Source organism: Enterobacter sp. 296B2 (assembly GCF_034106185.1).
GTDB classification, from domain to species: Bacteria; Pseudomonadota; Gammaproteobacteria; order Enterobacterales; family Enterobacteriaceae; genus Enterobacter; species Enterobacter cloacae_N.
In genome coordinates, this window is record NZ_JAWNCA010000035.1 from 1 (window position 1) to 21,917 (window position 21,917).

Here is a 21,917-nt window from a genome sequence, read left to right on the forward strand (position 1 = left end):
GCTCAATAACAACGTGAGCGGATTGCAGAACGATGCGCTGCTGTGGGACCCGACTCTGAATGCGTTCAGCGCCAGCCACGGCACCACTGCGGTCAACAAGATCACCAACGTCATGGACGGTGAGCTGTCGGATACCAGTACCGATGCGGTGAACGGTTCGCAGCTTAAGGCCACCAACGATCAGGTTGCGACCAATACGCAAAATATCACACAAAACACGCAGGATATCGCCAACGTTGATAACAGAGTAACGAATATCTACGACACGGGTACGAAGTACTTCCATGCTAACTCGACCGGGAAGGATTCCAGCGCCTTAGGTGATGATTCCGTTGCTATCGGTATGGGCGCCGTTGCTAACAACGATAATGATATTGCGTTGGGAGCAGGCTCAAAGACGGCGAAGGCGGTTAAAACGGAAAAAACGACCCTGGCAGGAACCGAGTACTATTTTGCTGGAATAGACCCGCAAAGCACGCTCAGCATTGGCGACGTCGGCAGCGAGCGTACCATCACCAACGTGGCTGCCGGGCGGCTGACGGAGACCAGCACCGATGCCGTCAACGGTTCGCAGCTGTTCGCAACGAACAGCGCTATTGAGAACATTTATGGCGATGTGCAGGGCCTGCAAAATGATGCCTTACTGTGGGATCCCGCCCTGAATGCCTTCAGTGCCAGCCACGGCAGCAAGGTGATCAACAAGATCACTAACGTGGCTGAAGGCGAACTGTCTGCAACCAGTACCGATGCCGTCAATGGTTCACAGCTTTATGCGACCAACGTCAAGGTAGAAAATATTGATAACCGTCTGATTGGCGTCGAAGACGTTGTCTACGGCAGCATCGTACCGACAATGCGCTATCTGAAGGTGAACTCGACGGGAACAGAAGCGATGGCGATCGGCGCCGATGCCGTGGCGCTGGGTCAAGGAACCCTGGCATCGGGTGATAATTCGGTGGCGACGGGTAATGGTGCCCAGGCCACCGGAAATGGGGCAATTGCTAATGGCCACAACGCGAATGCCGCAGGTGAAGGAAGCGTGGCGATAGGTGAAAACGCCAGCGTGATGGCCAACAACTCCGTCGCCCTCGGTGCGGGATCCGTTGCCGATCGCGACAATACCGTTTCTGTAGGCGCTAAAGATAATGAACGTCAGATTACCAATGTTGCCGCCGGTACCGAAGATACCGACGCGGTAAACGTTGCGCAGCTGAAAGAGGTAAGTGGCGATGTCTCCAACATCGGCAACACGGTGAATAATATTGCCAACGGAACGGAAGGGATGTTCCAGGTGAATAATACCGATAACTACGCCAAGCCAGTGGTTAAAGGGAATAACGCCGTCGCAGGGGGGGCGGGCTCGAAAGCGTCGGGAAGCAATAGCATGGCAATCGGCACGCTCGCATCTTCGACGGCGGAAAATAGCGTTGCGCTGGGTAACGGTTCTTCCGCTACGGCCACCAACTCAGTGGCCCTGGGCGCAAACTCGGTTGCCGATCGCATGAATACAGTATCCGTAGGGGTTGCCGGGGGGGAACGTCAAATCACGAACGTTGCCGCCGGTACGGAACTAACGGATGCCGTAAACGTAGGCCAGCTTAAGCAGACGGAAGCGAATGCTAACCAGTATACGAACAACCAGTTCAAAGCCTTAAAAAATATGGTGAACGACCAGAAGGATAAATTAAGCGCGGGTATTGCAGGCGCGATGGCGATGTCTGGTCTGCCTCAGCCTTATTCTCCTGGCGCCAGCATGGTTGGTATGGCGGGGGGGACCTATCAGGGGCAGTCTGCCATTGCCTTAGGTGTTTCCACGATTTCTGATAACGGCAAATGGGTAACAAAATTGTCTGGCTCGACAAACAGTCAGGGTGATTTTGGCGCGGCTATCGGCGTAGGCTATCAGTGGTAATTATATTTCCCCGCCTCCGGGCGGGGAATATAAAAATTAAAGGACACAAAATGAAACTGCACATTAATAAACTGGCCATTGCCTTTTCAATGGCGCTGGTCGGCTGTACTCACTCTATCAGCGACGTGGATAAAGCAGGAAAAACGGCTTCACCTATTTTCCCGGATTTAAACCAGGCGGTAGTCGGAGAGGGGAGTTACGTTACGCTGGAGAATATTTCCAGAATAAAACCCGGCATGACCAAGCATAATTTATATGAAATGATTGGCGTTCCACATTTCAATGAGGGTGTATTAGGCGTAAAAGAATGGGATTACATTGTCCATATTCCCAACGCTGAAGGCGAAGAAATTACATGCCAATATAAGGTTCTATTTGATTCCCGTATGAAAATTGGCAGCACCTGGTTTAAACCAGAAAATTGCCTGACGTTAGCGGGCCAAAAAACAAAAGGCAATACGTATAATAAAGATATCTCGGCGGAAGCCTTGTTCGCCTTCGCAGAGAGCAGATTAAGCCCGCAGGGTGTGCGTACAATTCGCCAGGTTGCGGAGGAGATTCAACAGACGAGTAACAAGCCTCAGAGTATCAAGGTCACTGGCCATACGGACAGAATTGGTTCGCAGGAGAAAAATTACCTGCTTTCAATGGCCCGTGCGCAGGCAGTAAAAGAAATTCTTATCGAACAAGGCATTTCTCCTTCTGTGATCGCGATTGAAGGTATGGGATCGATGATGCCACGCGTGATGTGTCCAGGGCCTGTATCACCAACCGTGATCGCCTGCCTGGCAGAAAACCGTCGAATTACAATAGAAGTAAAATAAGGAATAGCATATGAGCGCAAAAATGGCCTTGATTTCATCACAATTACTGTTAAATCCTGCGAATGCCGTTGCTGAGCAGGATTACAGACCGTTCAATACGATCAGCATGCCGGCCTATACGGTAATCAATGATGCACTCAAGAGCGCCTTTCCGCTGGTTAATGGAAAAGAGAATAAGCCACTGATGCGCCTCATATGCGATCTTGCCCGCGGTGTAAAACGTCAGGATGAGATCAATTTCATCCTGACGAAAAATAATGTCAATATCTCTTCCATTCCCGCTTCGGGGAACCCGCTTTCGCTGCTGGTGAATAGAGACAGTAAACATCAGCAAAAAGCTTGTGCATCGTGGCTTGCGATCTCCCTGCACAATAAAATGAATCTGGATGCATATAAGATCAAAAAGACGAAAGACGCAGATAATAATAAGAGCAAAACGTGGTCATTCTGGCCACTGATGAATCAAAGCAATAAACAGGAACCATCCGTGACTATCGAATGGGATAAAGCACGTTTCAACGAACTGGCCATCGATCAAATGGCCGTGGCGAAATCCACGGCCCAGTTTTATTCGTTAATAGCCAATGATTTGCAACAGAAATCTGAATATTCTTTTTCTGAGCTTAAAAAAGATCTTGATACGTCAATTGCTAGCTACGCCGCCCAATATTTAAATGCGATTAAAATTAATGCTGAAACACTTCGGTCTGCTGGTGTTGAAGTGAGTGAACTCTCAAGCGCAGGGTACAAAATAACTGATAATCAAGGGACTTCCCTTTCAAAAGAAGGTGACGGTTTTCTTCTGGCTTATCAGCAAATCCCATGGCTTGGGAACGGGAAAATCATGGGTAAAGATTATTACATAACCGTTAATCTGGCTGCTGACGCAAAAGTGACTACGATACCCGCTGAATGATTATGTTTCATTCCATACAGGAAGTTTTATGAACCGTTCAATACTCATAGCCATACATTGCAAAAATCCCTATTTTACGCATGGGTTGAAATGCTTAATTGAGGAGCGCATCGCACCGAAATTAAGCCGCGATGGCCTGAAGATTGCCGTGGCCGAGAACCCTGCATTGTTAACGAAGCACCATGGGGCCTCGCGAATTATCAACCTTATTGATGTGCGTTACAATGGGGTAAATGAATTTATTACACCCCGCAGTGTCACCAGGGAGTCATTTATATTCGCAATCATTCGTGATATTGTCAGGATTCAGGTTAGAGGCAATGTCTACCTAATCAAAAATACCTTAAATTGTTTTCTGAAGGCAATCTGTAATGTATTAACCAATAAGGTAATAGCTTCAGATCACATTACTTCGTTTGCAAGTTTGTACTTAACATTTACAGAGCGATACATCATGAATGCGATCATCGCGGGAAGGAGTATTCATGATATTGCACGAAGTCTGAATATGTGTGTGAAAACCGTCTATACCTACAAATATAGAGTCTTCACCAAGTGTGGAATCAAGACCCTGGCTGATGTTTTCATTGTTAAGAACACGATATTAAATACTGACAGTAAGCTGTAAATATTTTCTCTAACAGGGAGATCGATCCGATGTACGATGAAGATAAAAACATTGAGTTAACGGTTTCTGGAATAGACAGGGATGTGCTTTACGCCCTAAGTGCTATATCCAGAACCTTAGGCAAGACCAAGAATGAAGTTATTCTGGGATTGATAAACAAGGAGTTTCTCAATCCGATTACCACCTACGCAAAAAACAGTTTGCTCGTAAAGGCTATGGACAAGGATCTGTGTGAAAGGTTTGGCTGTACGTTAATGAGTGCCGATACCGTAAATGAACATGCGATTATCTCTGACCGATTTTACAAGGAAATTTTAGATTTGAAGACCGAGAGAGATGTTGATCTCCTCTTCAAAAAGAATATCTCTCTTATCGAGTTCAGGGCTAACCAGGTATGTAGTCGAAGAGCTTACACCCATCTGCCTGAAGGGATTTCACTTATCTTTGCACTGTTTATTGAGGTTGCCGTTTCCACGCCAGAGGTCATTAACCAGATTTGGGAAAATATTTTCAAACCGACTGACGTGGAAGGATATTTCCACAGCGACCTGCAGGAGATTGAGATGAAGATCGCATCCGTTTAAAGCCTGATGAGTAAGCCATCATTACCGCCGGCGCTGACCTACAAGGCACGTCAACCTACCCGCTTTCAAAGGATTTCTGAGTCGACCGTTTGTACCCCCGTAGGAAGCGGGGTTATCCGGGACGGGGCACATGACCAACCTCATACTGGTGCTGCTGGAGTCGAAAGGGCTTAAGGCTCCAGCATATTTTTACCACATTGAGTGCGAAGCCTTATAGTTGATGAAATCAGTTTCACCCGAGAAATAGGGGAGAGGACCAAATTCAATTTTACTCTCTTTTAATTCATTAATGACCAGGTCGGTAATATCAATATCATCAGAACCTGACAAAATCAGAGAACCATATCTGACAAGGCGTAATCCATTTATATTACCGATCGCCTCGGCTGTCTCAATGGCCTGGTTGATAATCCTGGTTTTCGCCGTCCGTTTGGCCGTCGTCAACAGCTTATGAAGCCTTATCGCATTAGATTCCAGAGCCGCTATACGTGCTTCTTCTTCCAGATTTTCGTACCGTTTCAAGGCATTTATCTCTTCTTGCTTTACGACTTCTATAACTGAATCTAGCCACGCCCTCTCCTGCTGCCTAAGTTCTGGCAAACTCATAACCTTCGCCAGATCAAAATAAGCAACGTTCTGCTCCGCCTGGCTCTTGCCGCAGCCAGAAAAAAGAGAGAGCAGTAGTACTATAGTTGTTGCGTAAAAAGAGTATGATTTATTTATCATCTTTATTCCCTGTTTGTGGGCGATCATGTTAAATAAAATCCTGTGGCTTCCTGAGTATTATTTTCATGGTAAGCCTGAAGGCCCTTGTATATTACTTTTATGCTGAATTAAATTTCAAAAAACCTGTTTCATAAAAACAATTGACCAGCAGAGTAGGGTGAGGCAGTACTACGCTCTGAAAGAATGAAGTTTATGCATGTTAAGGTCTGAATAGCCTTGCATTTCACGCGCGGTAAGTTGGTGAAAGGAAATTTATTAATGAAGCGTTTTATTCTTATTATTCCTGTCTGCTGATGTTTTATATCCTTCATACCGTTTTCGTTGCACTGGCGCACCCAACTCCGCACTTTGCGACCCCCATCCGCGCAATCTGTCACAAACCTGTCACACTCATTACGATGATTAAAAAAGCGAGGAATGAGGGATGAAAAAAGCACTACTGGCGATCGCCGTGGCAAGCAGCGTCGCGCTCAGCTCCGGGGTACAGGCGCAAACCGCGCCGGAAGGCTATCAACTGGAGCAGGTGTTAATCATGAGCCGTCACAACCTGCGTGCGCCGCTCGCCAATAACGGCAGTGTGCTGGAGCAGTCCACGCCGAAGCAGTGGCCGGAGTGGGAAGTGCCGGGCGGTCAGCTCACTACCAAGGGTGGCGTGCTGGAAGTCTATATGGGCCATTACATGCGCGAGTGGCTGGCGCAGCAGGGGATGGTGAAGACGGGAGAGTGCCCGCCAGCAGATAGCGTGTATGCTTACGCCAACAGCCTGCAGCGTACCGTCGCGACCGCGCAGTTCTTCATTACCGGTGCGTTCCCGGGCTGCGACGTTCCCGTGCATCATCAGGAAAAAATGGGCACCATGGACCCGACCTTTAATCCGGTGATTACCGACAACTCGCCGGAATTCCGCGAAAAAGCGCTCAAGGCGATGGAGACGGAACGGCAGAAAATGCAGCTTGGTGAAAGCTATAAGCTGCTTGAGCAGATGACGAACTACGCGGATTCCCCGTCCTGCAAGGAGAAAAAGGTCTGCTCGCTGGCAGACGCGAAAGATGCCTTCAGCGCCGACTATGAAAAAGAGCCTGGCGTGTCCGGGCCGCTGAAGGTGGGTAACTCGCTGGTGGACGCGTTCACGCTGCAGTATTACGAAGGCTTCCCGGCCGACCAGGTGGCCTGGGGCGAAATCAAAACCGACCAGCAGTGGCGCGTGCTGTCGAAGCTGAAGAACGGTTATCAGGACTCGCTGTTTACCTCGACCGAGGTGGCGCAAAACGTGGCGAAGCCGCTGGTGAAATATATCGATAAAACCCTGGTCACCGAACAGGCAAAAGCGCCGAAAATCACCCTGCTGGTGGGGCACGATTCGAACATCGCTTCCCTGCTCACCGCGCTGGATTTCAAGCCGTATCAGCTGCACGACCAGCAGGAGCGTACCCCGATTGGCGGCAAAATTGTCTTCCAGCGCTGGCATGACAAAAACAGCAATCAGGAGCTGATGAAAATTGAGTATGTCTATCAGAGCTCGGAGCAGCTGCGAAACGCCAGCGTGCTGTCGCTGCAGTCGCCCGCGCAGCGCGTGACGCTGGAGCTGAAGGGCTGCCCGGTGGATGCGAACGGCTTCTGTCCTGTCGATAAATTCAATGCGGTGATGAATAACGCGGCGAAGTAAAAGAGAACCCCCCGCTGCGGCGGGGGGAAACGCTTAGACGTTTTTACGTTCGATGGTTTGCTCGCCCCAGAAGAGCGAATCTTTGTCCGTTTTTTCGAAGGCGCGCACCAGCACTTCATCGCTGCCTTCTTCCCAAATCTGCTCCGCCAGCTTTTCATCGTACTTCGCGACTTCAAAGATAGCTTCGGCAATCTCCGGAGAGGTATTGCGTAAACTTGCCCATTCGCCCACGCGGTGGGCTTTGGATTCTTGAGTTGGCATGCTTGTCCTCCTGTTGGGTATTAGCCGTTGAGTTTTTTGGCGAGACCCGCGACGTATTCACCCTGATAGCGGGCGATAGAGAGTTCTTCATTGCTTGGCTGACGCGAGCCATCCCCACCGGCAATGGTGGTTGCGCCGTACGGCGTACCGCCGCGCACCTGGGAAACGTCAAACAGCTCCTGCGCGCCGTAGCCAATCGGCACGATTACCATCCCGTGATGGGCAAGGGTAGTCCAGGTTGAGGTAATCGTCTGCTCCTGGCCACCGCCGGTGCCGGTAGAGCTGAATACGCTGGCGAGTTTGCCGTAGAGCGCCCCGGACGCCCAAAGCCCGCCGGTTTGATCGAGGAAGGTTCGCATCTGGCCTGACATATTGCCGAAGCGGGTCGGGGTGCCGAAGATAATCGCATCATACTCCGCCAGCTCCTGCGGAGTGGCGACCGGGGCGTTTTGTGTTTTTCCCCCGGCTTTGGCGAAGGCTTCCGCCTGCATGGTTTCCGGTACGCGCTTCACCACAACCTCAACGCCGTCCACCCTGTTTGCGCCTTCTGCTACCGCGTGAGCCATGGTTTCAATGTGTCCATACATGGAATAATAGAGCACCAGAACTTTTGCCATTTTGCATCACTCCTCGTTGGTTTTTCTGACAGCGGATCGCTGCGTTCTTTTAAAGATATGTCATCACGGCCAGACTGCAAAAATGAACGGCATTTCTTTGATTTATAACAATATGGTGGGTAAACAGGTTTGTAGCAAAATGAAACAACTTTCTCGCCGCCGTTTTTTGAAATGATAAGAAAGGTTTATGAGTCTCCGTCGCGTCAACTCACCCGAAAGACTGAGATCATGTTGCAGGATATTACCTGTGACTTGCCGGATAGCCTCAGTCCACTAAGCTTAGTTTCACGCGGCACAGATAAAGGCGCTGTCCTTGAGCCGCGAGGTGAAAGAATCCTCTTTTACTGAATGCAATATGATGTCTAATGTTTCACACTCTGGAGGTTAGAGATGGCAAACCATCGTGGTGGTTCAGGTAATTTCGCTGAAGACCGTGAAAGAGCATCAGAAGCAGGTCGTAAAGGTGGCCAGCACAGCGGGGGGAACTTCAAAAATGACCCTCAGCGCGCATCAGAGGCTGGTAAAAAAGGGGGGAAAAACAGCCACGGCAGCAGTAAGTAACACGCCGGGTTGACTCCCTGCCGCCGGGTTTCCCCCGGCGGTTTTTTTATTTCTGCAACATTGAACTGTAACCAAAGGCGACGCACACTAGAGAATTGATCTCACTTGCTGGTGCCGCATGTCCGTCTCACGCTTTAAATTTTCCGTAAAACCGCAGGAAGCTATCCTCATTCTCATCACCATGTTCTGGGGCGGGACCTTTCTGGCCGTCCAGTACGCGGTGACCCTCAGCGATCCCTTCTTTTTCGTTGGCCTGCGCTTCGCGACGGCGGCGATAGCCGTGGGGCTGATATCCCTTAAAACGCTGCGGGGCCTGACGCTGAAAGAGCTCAAGGCGGGCGTGGCGATTGGGGTGGCAATAGCGATGGGCTACAGCCTGCAGACGTGGGGGTTGCAGACCATCTCCAGCAGCAAATCCGCGTTTATCACAGCGATGTATGTTCCGCTGGTGCCGCTTTTGCAGTGGCTCTGTCTCGGCAGAATTCCGGGTTTGATGTCCTGTATTGGCATCGTGCTGGCGTTTATCGGCCTGATCCTGCTGGCCGGGCCGGAAAATAATCTGCTGGCGCTGGGGCCGGGCGAAATCATCACCCTGATTGGGGCGATTGCCATTGCGGCGGAAATTATTCTGATTAGCGCCTGGGCGGGCAAGGTCGACGTCAAACGGGTGACGGTGGTGCAGCTCGCCACCGCGTCGCTGGTGGCGTTTGCGACGATGGTGCCGGCAGGGGAGTCCGTACCGCCGATCTCCACCGGGCTGGTGGTGGTCGCGCTTGGGTTGGGTATCTTCAGCGCCATTATTCAGGTCACCATGAACTGGGCGCAGCGCAGCGTATCGCCAACCCGCGCGACGGTGATTTATACCGGAGAACCGGTCTGGGCGGGGATTTTCGGACGTATTGCAGGTGAGCGTTTACCGCTGCTCGCGCTGGTGGGCGCGGCATTTATTGTCGCCGGGGTGCTGGTGAGCGAGTTAAAGCTCAGAAAGCGTCGGAGTGAAGCGAGTCATTTGACTGCTGAAAAAGGTTTAGATTGAAAAAAAGCGCAACGTTACTTAGGATATGTACGGATAAATACCGTACACGGTGAAGTAAACCATGCCAGCACTTAAAAAACAGCGTATCGATCTTCGCTTAACGGACGAAGACAAAACAATGATTGAAGAAGCGGCGGCGATGACGAATCAAACGATCACCCAATTTATGGTGAACAGCGCGTCAGAGCGTGCTGCTGAGGTCATCGAGCAGCACCGTCGTCTCGTATTAAACGAAGCCTCATGGAATGCGGTGATGGATGCCATCGACAATCCGCCTGAGCCAAATGAACGCCTGAAACGAGCAGCAAAACGTCTTCGAAACATGGAGTGAAGCGTCGTGGCAAATCTCACGATCGAAATGTTATCTGAGGGAACCGATTACGACTTCGAGGATTTTGATTGTGGTGAACCCTCGCTAAATGCCTTCCTTGCAGAACACCTGGTGCGTCAGCACAATGGGCGTATTTTACGAGCCTACCTGCTTAAAGAGCGCGATCGTCCGCGCGTCCTGGGCTATTACACGCTATCGGGAAGCTGCTTTGAAAGAGCGATGCTTCCTTCAAAGACTCAGCAGCGTCGGATCCCTTATAGCAACGTACCCAGCGTGACGCTGGGACGTCTGGCTATTCATAAAGAACTACAGGGAAACGAGTGGGGAACAACGCTTGTTGCACACGCTATGCGCGTGGTTTACCTGGCGTCGCAGGCTGTGGGAGTACACGGAATATTTGTTGATGCCCTTAGCGAGCAGGCTAAACGATTTTATCTGAAGCTGGGGTTTATCCCGCTGGCAGGCGACAACAGCCATTCTTTGTTCTTCCCGACAAAATCTATCGAACGGCTGTTTGAGCAGGCGTGATCGCTCTTAAGGAGCATGCAGGTCGGGTAAGGCGTAGCCGTCACCCGACATATCGATTTCACGAATCCTGATGTACCACCTCGCCCTGCGGCGCAGCGGCCATCCGGCGGCTCAACAGGGCGTTAAGCAGGATCGCGCCGAAGGTCGCCGTACCAATTCCGCCAATCGTAAACCCGCCCAGCGTCAGGGCAAAATCGCCCGCGCCCAGCACCAGCGTGACGGCCACCATGATCAGGTTGCTGTTCTGGCTGAGGTCGACCCGATGCTGCACCCAGATACGCGCGCCGGCCACGGCGATCAGCCCGAACACCACAATCGACGCGCCGCCGATGACCGGTGACGGAATGGTGTGGATCAGCGCGCCGAACTTCGGTGAGAAGCCGAGCAGCATCGCCATCACCGCCGCCGCCACGAAGACCAGCGTGGAGTAAACTTTGGTTACCGCCATCACGCCGATGTTTTCGGCATAGGTGGTGACGCCGCTGCCGCCCACGGAACCGGAGAGCATAGTCGCCAGCCCGTCGCCGACGAACGCGCGGCCCATGTACGGGTCCATGCTGCGCCCGGTCATCCCCGCCACAGCTTTCAGGTGCCCCAGGTTTTCCGCCACCAGGATCACCGCCACCGGGGCGATAAGCATCATCGCCTGGGTGTTAAAGGTGGGTGAGGTCACCTTCGGCAGGCCGAACCAGGCGGCCTGGTGAAGCAGGGTAAAATCAACCGGCTTGCCGAGGCCAAAAACGTTGGCCAGCAGCGCATAAACCAGACAGGCAACAATCAGCCCGACCAGAATCAGCAGCCGCTGGATCATCCCCCGCGTAAATACCGCCACCAGGCCAATGCACAGCACCGTGATCACCGCCATCCAGCTTTCAAACGGCGAGGCGGAGACGCTTTTTACCGCAATTGGCGCAAGGTTCAGGCCAATCGCCATCACCACGGCGCCCGTCACGACGGGGGGCATCATCCGTTCGATCCAGCGCGTGCCGATCTTCATTACCACCAGACCAATCAGGGTGTACACCAGACCGCAGGCGATGATGCCGCCGAGGGCCACGCTCAGGTTGGGGTTGATCCCCTGGCCGTTAAACCCGGTAGTGGCGATGACAACGCCGACAAAGGCGGCGCTGGATCCGAGGTAGCTGGGCACGCGCCCGCCGGTGACGAAAAAGAACAGCAGCGTGCCGATACCCGACATCAGAATAGAGAGGTTGGGGTCCAGCCCCATCAGCATTGGCATCAGTACCGTGGCGCCAAACATGGCGACCGCGTGCTGAACGCCCATCACCATCGTCTGCCCGAGCGGGAGGCGTTCATCCGGCGCGACCACGCCTGCTTCTGTGGAGGTCGATTTCAACTGCCAGTGGGGAAATCCGAACATGGTCTGTCTCCTTAGAGCGGGTTAACAGGCGGGTCGCATAAGCGCGTGGTAGCCGCGGTCAAACCACACCAGCCCTTGCGGCGCGGGGTGGCGAACAATCGAAACAATGTCGCAAAACAGAATGTCGTGGGTGCCGACGCTCACCACCTGGCTGATGCGGCAGTCAAACGAGGCCAGCGCATCCTCCAGGCGCGGGCAGCCCGTGTCGCCCGTCTGCCAGCGGGCAGCGGCAAAGCGTTCCTCCATCGGCGTTTTCCCGCCAAACAGATTGGACAGCGGCTCCTGCCCGGCGCTCAGGGTATTCACGCAAAGGGTGCGGTTTTCGCTAAACGTTGGCCAGACGGATGCGCCGCGGTTCAGGCACACCAGCAGGGTGGGCGGTGAATCCGTGACGCTGCACACCGCGCTGGCGGTGAAGCCTGCCATCCCCGCCGGGCCGTCGGTGGTGATGATGTTGACCGCCGCGCCAACGCAGGCCATGGCGTCGCGAAAGGTTTGTTTATCCGGTGTCATCACGATCGCTCCTTACGCCAGTCCGCAGGCATCGTCGAAGGCCAGGCGCGGCAGGCGCCCGTAGAGTTTGCGGGTATCGCCGTAGCCAATGTTGATCAGCAGATTGCTTTTAAGCGTTGTGCCGGTGAAAAAGGCCTCGTCAACCTTTTGGCGGTCAAAGCCCGACATCGGGCCGGTGTCCAGCCCCAGGGCGCGACAGGCGAAAATCAGGTAGGCGGCCTGCATTGAGCTGTTGCGAAAGGCGGTCTCTTCCGCCAGCGCGTGGCTTGCGGTAAACCAGCTTCTGGCATCGCCGTGCGGGAACAGTTCAGGCAGGCGCTCGTAGAATTCACCGTCCCAGGCGACAATTGCCGTAACCGGGGCGGTGAGCGTTTTCTCCAGGTTGCCGCTGGAGAGCGCCGGGCGCAGCTTCTCTTTTCCCTCTGCGCTTCGCACAAACACAATCCGTGCCGGGGAGCAGTTGGCGGATGTTGGCCCCCATTTCATCAGATGGTAGATCTCGCGCAGCGTCTCGTCGCTGACCGGAATATCCAGCCAGCCGTTGTGGGTGCGGGCGCTGGTAAACAGGGTTTCCAGCGCAGCGGGCGTAATGGCTTCGCTCATCAAGGCTCCTTATAAAGCGGGTTCAGGGCTGTGCAGCAGGCTGGCAAGCCCGTTCAGCAGCAGGGTGTTAAAGGTGTCCGGCTCGGTAACGTTGCAGGCATGCCCGCCCTGGCGCATTACCGCGCTGTGGCTGTGCGGGATCGCCGCCTGCAGCTCGGACGAGCAGACAGAGGGCACCAGCATGTCGTCGGCGGAACAGATGATCTGTACCGGGCAGCGGATCCGCGCGGCATGGCGGCTGAAGTCGGCCTTTTTCAGGGCGCTGAGCCTGTGCAGCAGGTTGTCTTTGCCCTGGAAATGGGCCAGCGCCAGCGCTTCTTCTGCCTCCAGGCGTGGCGCGCGGGCCGCCATCCAGTCTGCCGGATAAAGAAACAGCGGCTGCGCCTCGACCCACGCCTGGGCGCCGCCATAATGGAGCAGGCGCTCGCGGATCTGAAAGCAGCGGCGAGTGTGGGCGTTGAGGGTCAGCCAGCCGTTGACGCACACCAGCGCGGTGAGTGCTTCGGGCCTGTCGATGGCCAGCTGCAGGCCGACCAGCGCCCCCAGCGCGTGACCCACGACGCTGTAGCGGGCAATCCCGGCATCAGCCAGCGCCTGGGCCAGCTCGTCCGCCATCTGCGCAAGGCTGTACCCTTCCGGCAGGGTGTCGGGGTTATTGCCCGTTCCCCGCTGGTCATAGCACACCACCTGATACTCCGGCTCCAGCGCGGCCAGTTGGGGCAGCCAGTAGCTGCCGCTGCCGCCGAGACCGGAAATAAAGACCACTACTGGCACGCCCTCATACGGGGGCGGCGAGACGGAGAGTTTCATGGCTGCCTCACTTCGCGATGTGCGCAACGGTGGCGATTTCAACCAGCGCGTCCGGCTTCACCAGCCCGCACTGAATGCAGAACCGGGCCGGTTTATCGCCGGGGAAGAACTCGGCGTAAATCTCGTTAATCGCGGCGTAGTTTTTCCAGTCGGTGATAAAGATGCTGTTGAAGGTCACGTCCTCCATGGTGCCACCCGCCGTTTCGATCACGGTTTTGATCGTCTCCAGCACGTGGCGGGTTTGCGCCTTTGGGTCGTTGATAAACACCACGTTGTTGTCTTTATCAAACGGCAGCGTGCCGGAGACATACACCACGCCGTCGGCGAGGGTGCCGGGAACAAACGGGGCAATCGGGGTGCTGGTCCCCGGCGGAATAATCACGGATTTTGGCATCAGGTGTCTCCTCAGGCGATACGGGCGAGCGGGGGATTCAGGGCGTCGCAAAAATCGCTGACGTTACTGACCCAGCCAAAAAAGGTTTCGATATTGAACAGGGCCGCTTTCTGAGCGAATTCCGGCCCGGCCTGATGGGTCGCGTCTTCCAGCACCACGCCAAAATATTCGAGGAAAAAGCCGTCGCGCAGGGTCGACTCCACGCAGACGTTGGTGGCGATCCCGGTGAAGACCAGATGGCGAATGCCCCGGCTGCGCAGCAGGCTGTCGAGCGGGGTGTTAAAAAAGCCGCTATAGCGCGGTTTCGGCAGGACGAGATCACCCGCCTGCGGTACCAGCTCGTCCACCAGCTGATAGTCCCAGCCGCCTTTTGCCAACAGCTTGCCCTGCAGTTCGGGCCGCCTGCGCATGGTTTTCAGGGCGTTCGACTTGTGGAAGTTGGGCGAGCCGGGGCCGCCGGCCTCGACGTACTGGTCATCCCAGCCGTTCTGAAACCAGATGATGAGCATCCCCGCTTCGCGCGCGGCGGCGACGGCGGTTTTGATGTTCTCGATCACAGGCCTTGTGGCGGAGACGTCGAACCCCGCCAGGTCCAGATAGCCGCCTTTACTGGCGTAGGCGTTTTGCATATCCACCACGATCAGCGCGCTCTGCTCAGGCGCAAAGGTAATGGCTTCGGGGCGTGCGTTAAGGGTCGTCATTACGCCACCTCCTTCGTGACGGCAGGGATGTGAGCGCGGCACTGCATCAGCGGCTGGACGCGCTCGCCGAAGGTCTCCACGCCGGTGAGGAAATCATCAAAGGTAAGCAGGACGCCCTCGGCACCGGGCACGGCCGCCACTTCGTCAAGCATTCTGGCGACGCTGGCATACGAGCCGACCAGGGTGCCCATGTTGATATTGACGGCAGAGGTCGGGTCGGCCATCTGGCGCACGTTGGTATCCGCGCCGGAGCGGGTATCCTTCTGGCTCTGCTCCGTAAGCCAACTCAGGGCCTCCTCGTCGGCGCCGTCCTTATAGCGCTGCCATTTGGCGCGCGCGGCCTCGTCGGTTTCGTCGGCAATGACCATAAACAGCACGTAGGAGCCCACGTCGCGCCCGGTCCTGTCGGCGGCCTCTTTCATCCGCGCGGCGGTCGGGGCGAAGGCAGCAGGCGTGTTGACGCCTTTACCGAAGCAGAAATTGAAGTCGGCGTATTTGGCGGAGAATTCCATCCCCGCGTCGCTCTGCCCGGCGCAAATTACCTTCATCGGCACCGACGGCTGCGGGCTGACGCGGCAGTCGTTCATGGTGAAGAAGTCGCCCTTGAAATCGCTTTTGCCGGTGCCCCACAGATCGCGCAGGACCTGCACGTATTCGGTCAGGTAGTCGTAGCGCCGGGAGAAGTAATCGTCGCCCGGCCAGAGCCCCATCTGCTCGTACTCCGGCTTTTGCCAGCCGGTGACCAGATTAACGCCAAAGCGCCCGCCGGAGATGGAGTCGATGGTGGACGCCATGCGCGCCACGATCGCGGGCGGCAGGGTGAGCGTGGCGGCGGTGGCGTAGATTTGGATCCGCGAGGTGACCGCGGCCAGCCCGGCCATCAGGGTAAAGGACTCCAGGTTGTGATCCCAGAATTCGGTTTTACCGCCAAAGCCGCGCAGCTTGATCATCGAAAGCGCAAAGTCGAAATGGTAGTGCTCCGCTTTCTGCACGATGGCTTTATTCAGCTCGAAGGTCGGCATGTATTGCGGTGCAGTGGTCGAGATAAGCCAGCCGTTGTTGCCGATAGGTACAAATACGCCAATTTTCATCACGAACCTCTCTTCATTACGTCGCAGGTGTAACGGTGGTTTTGCAAAGGCGGTGCCAGTTTTGAAAATGGCTGTGTTATTAATGTGTTAATCAGAGGTTGGGGAATTGATGTCGGCAAATGTGGACTAACTGGTCAAAAACGTTGCACAGAAAACAGGCATTCATGCGCGATGGGAGTGCAGAATGTCGTGGCGAGACGGGGGTTTTGCTATGCTGAGGGCAACGCAGAATAAGGAGAGCGGGAATGGCACAAGGCGCAGTGAAAACACCAGGTAAACGTTCGCAGGCGGTGAGCGCCAAGAAGCAGGCGATCCTCAGCGCGGCGCTGGAGACCTTTTCGCAGTTTGGCATTCACGGCACGCGCCTGGAGCAGGTGGCGGAGCAGTCCGGGGTATCCAAAACCAATCTGCTCTACTATTACCCGTCGAAAGAGGCGCTGTACGTGGCGGTGATGCAGCAGATCCTCGATATCTGGCTGGCACCGCTGAAGGCCTTCCGTGAAGAGCTGGCCCCGCTGGTAGCGATCGAAGAGTATATTCGCCTGAAGCTGGAGGTGTCGCGCGATTACCCGCAGGCATCAAGGCTGTTTTGTCTTGAGATGCTACAGGGCGCGCCGCTGCTGCAGGCGGAACTCACCGGAGATTTAAAGCAGCTGGTTGACGATAAGTCGGCGATTATTGCCGGATGGGTAGCCAGCGGTAAGCTAGCCCCGGTTGACCCGCAGCACCTGATCTTTATGATTTGGGCCGCCACCCAGCATTACGCTGACTTTGCGGCCCAGGTTGAGGCGGTGACCGGCAAAACGCTCCAGGACGAGGCGTTTTTCCAGAGTACGCTGGAAAACGTGCAGCGGATGATTATTGAAGGGATCCGCGCGCGCTAGTTCTCCCCTCACCCTAACCCTCTCCCCAAAGGGGAGAGGGTACTGTTCTGTGCTGTCTTTTAGCCCTCGCCCCTATGGAGAGAGGGGGACTGCTCTGAGCTGTCTTTTCTCCCTCGCCCCTATGGGGAGAGGGGACTGTTCTGTGCTGTCTTTTAGCCCTCGCCCCTATGGAGAGAGGGAACTGCTCTGAGCTGTCTTTTCTCCCTCGCCCCTATGGGGAGAGGGCCGGGGTGAGGGGGCAGCTTAAGTCGCCCTCTTCACACTGCATCAGAGAGGCCAGAAACGCTTCACGCTCCACGGTTTTCTCCGCCAGGCACTGGTTAACAATCATTGGCTGGACGCTCCCGCCTTCCGTCCCCGAACCGATAAACGCGCAGTCCGCGTCGCGCAGGGCAATCCAGGCCTGCTGCGCCTTTTTCAGCAGGTCGCGCTGGGGAGTCGCTGCACGTTTAATGGCGGCCTGATAGGTCTGGTTGAGCTTTTTATCGGCAGCCTGGTACTGCTGCGCGCTACAGGTATTCATTTCAAGCTGGGTGGTTGCTTTGTCGCACTCGTTGGCCAGCGCGCTGGCGCTCAGCAGCAGTGCGGCACCGGCGATAAGATATCGTTTCATATACTCCCCAATAAAATAAGGCTCCGTCTCCGGAGCCTTATTAGCACAGCGTTAGCCGATTGTCATCAGGCTGGCGTTACCCCCCGCCGCCGCGGTGTTGACGCTGAGCGAGCGCTCCACGTACAGGCGCTCCAGCAGCAGGTTAGTTTCCCCGCGGGCGAAGCCCTGCACTGAAACAATCGCCCCGCTGCGGGCTGCCACCTGCTCGCAGAGCTCGCGCAGCTGGTCGGAATCGCCGTGGTAAATCACGGCATCAAACGGCTGCGTCAGCAGCGCATCGGCCTTCGCAAAGCGAATACGGGCCGAGACCGCTTTCGGCAGCTGTTTGGCGAGATCGCGATGCAGCGCGTCTTCCGGCCACAGCACCTCACAGCCGGTTGCCATCGCCGCGGCCAGCTGCACCAGCGCGTCCTGCTCGTTATCGGCCACGCACAGCACGCGCTCGCGCGGCATCAGCGTCCAGGTGTTGCGCTCGCCGGTTGGCCCCGGCAGCAGGCGCTGGGTGCCCGCCTGCGCCAGCTCCCCGTACTGCCGGGCAACCGCACGCAGCTCAGGACGTTTTTCCGCCCAGGCGATCATCGCCTCCAGCGGCTGCGTCAGCACGGTTTTCACCTGCGTATCCACCGGATAACTTGCGTCCTGGCGCGCCAGGGTGACGCCCAGGGCGTTTTCCGGACGGTTCGCCAGCAGACGGTACAGGTAGAGCGGACCGCCCGCTTTTGGACCGGTGCCGGAGAGGCCTTCGCCGCCGAACGGCTGCACGCCCACGACCGCGCCAACCATGTTGCGGTTAACGTACAGGTTGCCGACTTTGGCATTGCCGGTGACCTGCGCAATGGTTTCGTCGATACGGGTATGCACGCCGAGCGTCAGACCATAGCCGGAGGCGTTGATCTGATCGATAAGCTCCTTGAGATTGTTACGGCTGTAGCGCACCACGTGCAGCACCGGGCCGAAGACCTCTTTTTTCAGCTCGTCGAAGCTTGCCAGCTCAATCAGCGTTGGTGGCACAAAGGTGCCGGTCCGCCATTCGCGGGCATCTTCGCTGTTCTCGCGCACCGCCTGGAACACCGGACGGCCTTTCGCGCGCATGGCCTGAATGTGGTTTTCAATGTTGGCTTTGGCTTCCGCGTCGATCACCGGCCCAATGTCGGTGGTGAGACGGCCCGGGTTGCCCATGCGGCATTCGGCCATCGCGCCGCGCAGCATCTTCAGCGTGTGGTCCGCCACGTCGTCCTGCAGGCACAGCACGCGCAGGGCGGAGCAGCGCTGACCAGCGCTGTCGAACGCGGAGGCCAGCACGTCGACCACTACCTGCTCGGTGAGGGCAGAGGAGTCAACGATCATGGCGTTCATGCCGCCGGTTTCCGCGATGAGCGGGGTAGGACGGCCCTGCGCATCCAGACGGGTGGCAATATTGCGCTGCAGCAGGGAGGCCACTTCGGTCGAACCGGTAAACATCACGCCACGCATGCGGTTATCGGAGGTCAGCTTAGCGCCGACGGTTTCACCGCGGCCCGGCAGCAACTGGACCACGCCCGCCGGCACGCCGGCTTCCAGAAGAATGTTGATGCCCTGCGCGGCAATCAGCGGGGTTTGCTCTGCCGGTTTTGCCAGCACGCTGTTGCCTGCGGCCAGAGCGGCGGCAATCTGGCCGGTGAAGATCGCCAGCGGGAAGTTCCACGGGCTGATACAGACGACCGGACCCAGCGGACGGTGGGTTTCGTTATCGAAATCATCGCGCACCTGACCGGCGTAGTAGTGCAGGAAGTCAACAGCCTCGCGCACTTCGGCGATGGCGTTGCTGAAGGTTTTACCCGCTTCGCGCACCAGAATGCCGATGAGCGACTGCATCTGATCTTCCATCAGTACCGCGGCGCGTTCCAGAATGGCGGCACGCTCCTGCGGCGGGGTGGCGAACCAGATTGGCGCGTTATTCACAGCGCTGTCCAGCGCCTGGTCAACCTCCGCTTCGGTCGCTTCACGCACGTAGCCGACGATGTCTTTTGGCTCTGCCGGGTTGATCACCGGCTGCATTTCGCCGTCTGCAACGGGCTGCTCCAGCATCGGTTTGGCCTGCCACTTCTGCAGCGCGCTGTTGAGGAGGGCAGAGGAGAGGGACGCCAGACGGTGTTCGTTGGCGAGATCCAGACCCGCCGAGTTAACGCGACCGGCGCCATACAGCTCGCGCGGCAGGGCAATCTTCGGATGCGGCAGGCCAATCTGGCCTTCCTGCGCCGCCATCTTCTCAACGGCCTGCACTGGATCGGCCACCAGCTCGTCCAGCGGCAGGGTGGTGTCGGCGATGCGGTTAACGAAGGAGGTGTTCGCGCCGTTTTCCAGCAGACGACGCACCAGGTACGCCAGCAGGGTTTCGTGGGTTCCCACCGGAGCATAGATGCGGCACGGGCGGTTCAGCTTGCCGTCCGCCACTTTCCCGGTCACCTGCTCGTAAAGCGGTTCACCCATGCCGTGCAGGCACTGGAACTCGTACTGCCCAGGATAGTAGTTTTGACCCGCGAGGCTGTAAATGGCGGCCAGGGTGTGGGCGTTGTGGGTGGCGAACTGCGGATAGATCAGGTTCGGCACGCCGAGCAGCTTTTTCGCACAGGCGAGGTAAGAGACGTCGGTGTAAACCTTGCGGGTATAAACCGGATAGCCTTCCAGCCCTTCCATCTGGGCGCGTTTGATTTCGCTGTCCCAGTAGGCGCCTTTCACCAGACGGATCATCAGGCGACGGCGGCTGCGGCTGGCCAGGTCAATCAGGTAATCAATGACGAACGGGCAGCGCTTCTGGTAGGCCTGAATAACGAAACCAATGCCGTTCCAGCCTGCCAGCTCCGGCTCGAAGCACAGTTTTTCCAGCAGATCGAGAGAGATCTCCAGACGGTCGGCCTCTTCGGCGTCGATGTTAATGCCGATGTCATACTGGCGAGCCAGTAGTGTTAAAGACTTCAGGCGGGGGTAGAGCTCTTCCATCACCCGGTCGTACTGCGCGCGGCTGTAGCGCGGGTGCAGGGCGGAGAGCTTAATGGAGATGCCAGGACCTTCATAAATACCGCGACCGTTGGACGCTTTACCGATGGCGTGGATCGCCTGCTGGTAAGAGACCATATAGGCCTGCGCGTCGGCGGCGGTCAGGGCCGCTTCGCCCAGCATGTCGTAGGAGTAGCGGAAACCTTTATCTTCCAGCTTGCGGGCGTTCGCCAGCGCTTCGGCAATGGTTTCCCCGGTGACGAACTGCTCGCCCATCAGGCGCATTGCCATGTCCACGCCCTTGCGGATCAGCGGCTCGCCGCTCTTACCGATGATGCGGTTCAGGGAGCGGGAGAGGTTGGCTTCGTTATGGGTGGAGACCAGCTTGCCGGTAAACAGCAGGCCCCAGGTCGCCGCGTTGACGAACAGCGACGGGCTGCGGCCAATGTGGGAGTGCCAGTTGCCGTTGCTGATCTTGTCGCGGATCAGCGCGTCGCGGGTGGCTTTATCCGGAATACGCAGCAGCGCTTCCGCCAGACACATCAGCGCCACGCCTTCCTGTGAAGAGAGGGAAAACTCCTGCAGCAGACCCTGAACCATCCCGGCGCGGCCGGTGGCGGTTTTCTGGTTGCGCAGCTTGTCGGCTAACTGATACGCCAGGCTGTGCGCCTGGGCGGCAATGGCTTCCGGCAGGCGGGCCTGCTCCAGCAGCATCGGCACGGCATCGGTTTCTGCACGGCGGTAGGCGCCGGTAATGGCGGCGCGGCTGACGGACTGCGGCAGGATCTGCTCGGCAAATTCGAGGAACGGCTGGTGATTCTCTTCCACCGCCGTCGCGGCGTCGTCGCTTTCGTTCGCTGCGCCCGCCAGCAGTGCAGGCAGCTCCGGCAGGCCTTCTTCGCTCTCCAGCCTTTCCAGATAGTTGAAAATCGCCTGCTTGATTAACCAGTGCGGTGTGCGGTCAATGCGGGTTGCTGCGGTCTTAATCCGTTCGCGGGTCGCGTCATCCAGCTTAACCCCCATGGTGGTCATCCCCATGCCAAAACTCCTGTTGTTCTGTAATAGCGTTCTGTAGATAGCGTGAAATATCCACCATGTTGCAACTTTGTGCAACCGTGTTAAATGTGACCTGGTTTGCAACCCGGAAAATGAATGGATTGTTAACGAATGGTTAGCTGGAAAAACGCGCTGGCTTTTGTGCGGGAAGCCTGTTTTTATGCGGGAGTTAACACTTTTCAAAGGTGCAACCCGTAAAAGCGTGAGCGAGTGCAACCTATAGGAAACTCGTATCAAACCGGGGATGAATTTGATGTAAATGCAGTGTTAAATCGTTTGTCAGCGGGATGCGCATACGGCAGGAT

General features: G+C 56.1%; 23 protein-coding genes. 11 read left to right on the plus strand and 12 right to left on the minus strand.

Annotation, left to right across the window (positions count from 1 at the left end; genetic code table 11):
* The 5 genes from URZ40_RS20070 to URZ40_RS20090 form a co-directional block, all read left to right on the plus strand.
* Positions 1-1,912 (plus strand): YadA family autotransporter adhesin (locus URZ40_RS20070; RefSeq protein ID WP_320721037.1); only part of this gene is annotated, 1,912 nt, incomplete at its 5' end.
* A gap of 50 nt (positions 1,913-1,962) precedes the next feature.
* Positions 1,963-2,736, plus strand: coding sequence for an OmpA family protein (locus URZ40_RS20075; protein WP_116340784.1), 774 nt, complete (start codon positions 1,963-1,965; stop codon positions 2,734-2,736).
* 10 nt (positions 2,737-2,746) lie between these two features.
* On the plus strand, positions 2,747-3,652 hold the full coding sequence (locus URZ40_RS20080; RefSeq protein WP_302220011.1) for a hypothetical protein: 906 nt from the start codon (positions 2,747-2,749) through the stop codon (positions 3,650-3,652).
* A 28-nt stretch (positions 3,653-3,680) separates the two neighbouring features.
* Positions 3,681-4,280, plus strand: coding sequence for a LuxR C-terminal-related transcriptional regulator (locus tag URZ40_RS20085; protein WP_320721038.1), 600 nt, complete (start codon positions 3,681-3,683; stop codon positions 4,278-4,280).
* Between the two features lie 29 nt (positions 4,281-4,309).
* Positions 4,310-4,864 (plus strand): hypothetical protein, encoded by a 555-nt coding sequence (locus tag URZ40_RS20090; RefSeq protein ID WP_116340778.1) that lies wholly within the window; start codon positions 4,310-4,312, stop codon positions 4,862-4,864.
* A gap of 189 nt (positions 4,865-5,053) precedes the next feature.
* On the opposite strand, the gene URZ40_RS20095 is transcribed toward URZ40_RS20090, so the two are convergent.
* Entirely contained in the window at positions 5,054-5,617 is a 564-nt protein-coding gene (locus URZ40_RS20095) for a hypothetical protein (RefSeq protein ID WP_320721039.1), read from the minus strand.
* Between the two features lie 397 nt (positions 5,618-6,014).
* Between URZ40_RS20095 and agp the strand changes: the two genes are divergently transcribed.
* Complete coding sequence (agp, locus tag URZ40_RS20100; protein ID WP_116340774.1) at positions 6,015-7,256, plus strand: bifunctional glucose-1-phosphatase/inositol phosphatase; 1,242 nt, start codon at positions 6,015-6,017, stop codon at positions 7,254-7,256.
* Between the two features lie 33 nt (positions 7,257-7,289).
* On the opposite strand, the gene URZ40_RS20105 is transcribed toward agp, so the two are convergent.
* Positions 7,290-7,517, minus strand: coding sequence for a YccJ family protein (locus URZ40_RS20105; RefSeq protein WP_014883300.1), 228 nt, complete (start codon positions 7,515-7,517; stop codon positions 7,290-7,292).
* A gap of 20 nt (positions 7,518-7,537) precedes the next feature.
* The gene (wrbA, locus tag URZ40_RS20110; RefSeq protein ID WP_041910554.1) at positions 7,538-8,134 is read right to left on the minus strand and encodes an NAD(P)H:quinone oxidoreductase; all 597 of its coding nucleotides are present in this window, start codon (positions 8,132-8,134) and stop codon (positions 7,538-7,540) included.
* A gap of 390 nt (positions 8,135-8,524) precedes the next feature.
* Here wrbA and URZ40_RS20115 point away from each other — a divergent pair, with 390 nt between their 5' ends.
* The 4 genes from URZ40_RS20115 to URZ40_RS20130 all read left to right on the plus strand — a co-directional run bounded on the left by URZ40_RS20115 (position 8,525) and on the right by URZ40_RS20130 (position 10,590).
* The gene (locus URZ40_RS20115; RefSeq protein ID WP_023311077.1) at positions 8,525-8,695 is read left to right on the plus strand and encodes a general stress protein; all 171 of its coding nucleotides are present in this window, start codon (positions 8,525-8,527) and stop codon (positions 8,693-8,695) included.
* Positions 8,696-8,813: 118 nt separating this feature from the next.
* Positions 8,814-9,731, plus strand: a complete 918-nt coding sequence (locus tag URZ40_RS20120; RefSeq protein ID WP_320721040.1) for a DMT family transporter — start codon at positions 8,814-8,816, stop codon at positions 9,729-9,731.
* A 61-nt stretch (positions 9,732-9,792) separates the two neighbouring features.
* Positions 9,793-10,062 (plus strand): DUF1778 domain-containing protein, encoded by a 270-nt coding sequence (locus URZ40_RS20125; protein WP_008499829.1) that lies wholly within the window; start codon positions 9,793-9,795, stop codon positions 10,060-10,062.
* A gap of 27 nt (positions 10,063-10,089) precedes the next feature.
* The gene (locus tag URZ40_RS20130; RefSeq protein ID WP_320721053.1) at positions 10,090-10,590 is read left to right on the plus strand and encodes a GNAT family N-acetyltransferase; all 501 of its coding nucleotides are present in this window, start codon (positions 10,090-10,092) and stop codon (positions 10,588-10,590) included.
* Positions 10,591-10,648: 58 nt separating this feature from the next.
* Here the strand turns inward: URZ40_RS20130 and rutG are convergent, their stop codons facing one another.
* From rutG to rutA, 7 genes are read right to left on the minus strand one after another with little or no spacing between them, the layout of a single operon-like run.
* Positions 10,649-11,971, minus strand: coding sequence for a pyrimidine utilization transport protein G (rutG, locus tag URZ40_RS20135; protein ID WP_192983046.1), 1,323 nt, complete (start codon positions 11,969-11,971; stop codon positions 10,649-10,651).
* Between the two features lie 21 nt (positions 11,972-11,992).
* Positions 11,993-12,484: an NADH-dependent FMN reductase RutF gene (gene rutF, locus URZ40_RS20140; RefSeq protein ID WP_407065519.1), complete on the minus strand. Its 492-nt coding sequence runs from the start codon at positions 12,482-12,484 to the stop codon at positions 11,993-11,995.
* Positions 12,485-12,496: 12 nt separating this feature from the next.
* Entirely contained in the window at positions 12,497-13,087 is a 591-nt protein-coding gene (locus URZ40_RS20145; protein WP_163328696.1) for a malonic semialdehyde reductase, read from the minus strand.
* Between the two features lie 9 nt (positions 13,088-13,096).
* The gene (gene rutD / locus URZ40_RS20150) at positions 13,097-13,897 is read right to left on the minus strand and encodes a pyrimidine utilization protein D (RefSeq protein ID WP_320721041.1); all 801 of its coding nucleotides are present in this window, start codon (positions 13,895-13,897) and stop codon (positions 13,097-13,099) included.
* Between the two features lie 7 nt (positions 13,898-13,904).
* Positions 13,905-14,291 (minus strand): pyrimidine utilization protein C, encoded by a 387-nt coding sequence (gene rutC / locus URZ40_RS20155; RefSeq protein ID WP_008499822.1) that lies wholly within the window; start codon positions 14,289-14,291, stop codon positions 13,905-13,907.
* A gap of 11 nt (positions 14,292-14,302) precedes the next feature.
* Positions 14,303-14,992 carry a pyrimidine utilization protein B gene (gene rutB / locus URZ40_RS20160; protein WP_320721042.1) on the minus strand — a complete coding sequence of 230 codons (690 nt, stop codon included), beginning with the start codon at positions 14,990-14,992 and terminating at the stop codon, positions 14,303-14,305.
* Entirely contained in the window at positions 14,992-16,083 is a 1,092-nt protein-coding gene (gene rutA, locus URZ40_RS20165) for a pyrimidine utilization protein A (protein ID WP_116340761.1), read from the minus strand. The genes rutB and rutA overlap by 1 nt, the downstream gene beginning before the upstream one ends.
* A 245-nt stretch (positions 16,084-16,328) precedes the next feature.
* Between rutA and rutR the strand changes: the two genes are divergently transcribed.
* Complete coding sequence (gene rutR / locus URZ40_RS20170) at positions 16,329-16,967, plus strand: HTH-type transcriptional regulator RutR (RefSeq protein WP_116340759.1); 639 nt, start codon at positions 16,329-16,331, stop codon at positions 16,965-16,967.
* A 211-nt stretch (positions 16,968-17,178) separates the two neighbouring features.
* On the opposite strand, the gene URZ40_RS20175 is transcribed toward rutR, so the two are convergent.
* Positions 17,179-17,580 carry a lysozyme inhibitor LprI family protein gene (locus URZ40_RS20175; RefSeq protein WP_320721043.1) on the minus strand — a complete coding sequence of 134 codons (402 nt, stop codon included), beginning with the start codon at positions 17,578-17,580 and terminating at the stop codon, positions 17,179-17,181.
* Between the two features lie 51 nt (positions 17,581-17,631).
* A complete protein-coding gene (gene putA, locus URZ40_RS20180; RefSeq protein WP_320721044.1) occupies positions 17,632-21,594 on the minus strand; it encodes a trifunctional transcriptional regulator/proline dehydrogenase/L-glutamate gamma-semialdehyde dehydrogenase in 3,963 nt (1,320 codons plus the stop codon).
* Positions 21,595-21,917: the final 323 nt, after the last annotated feature.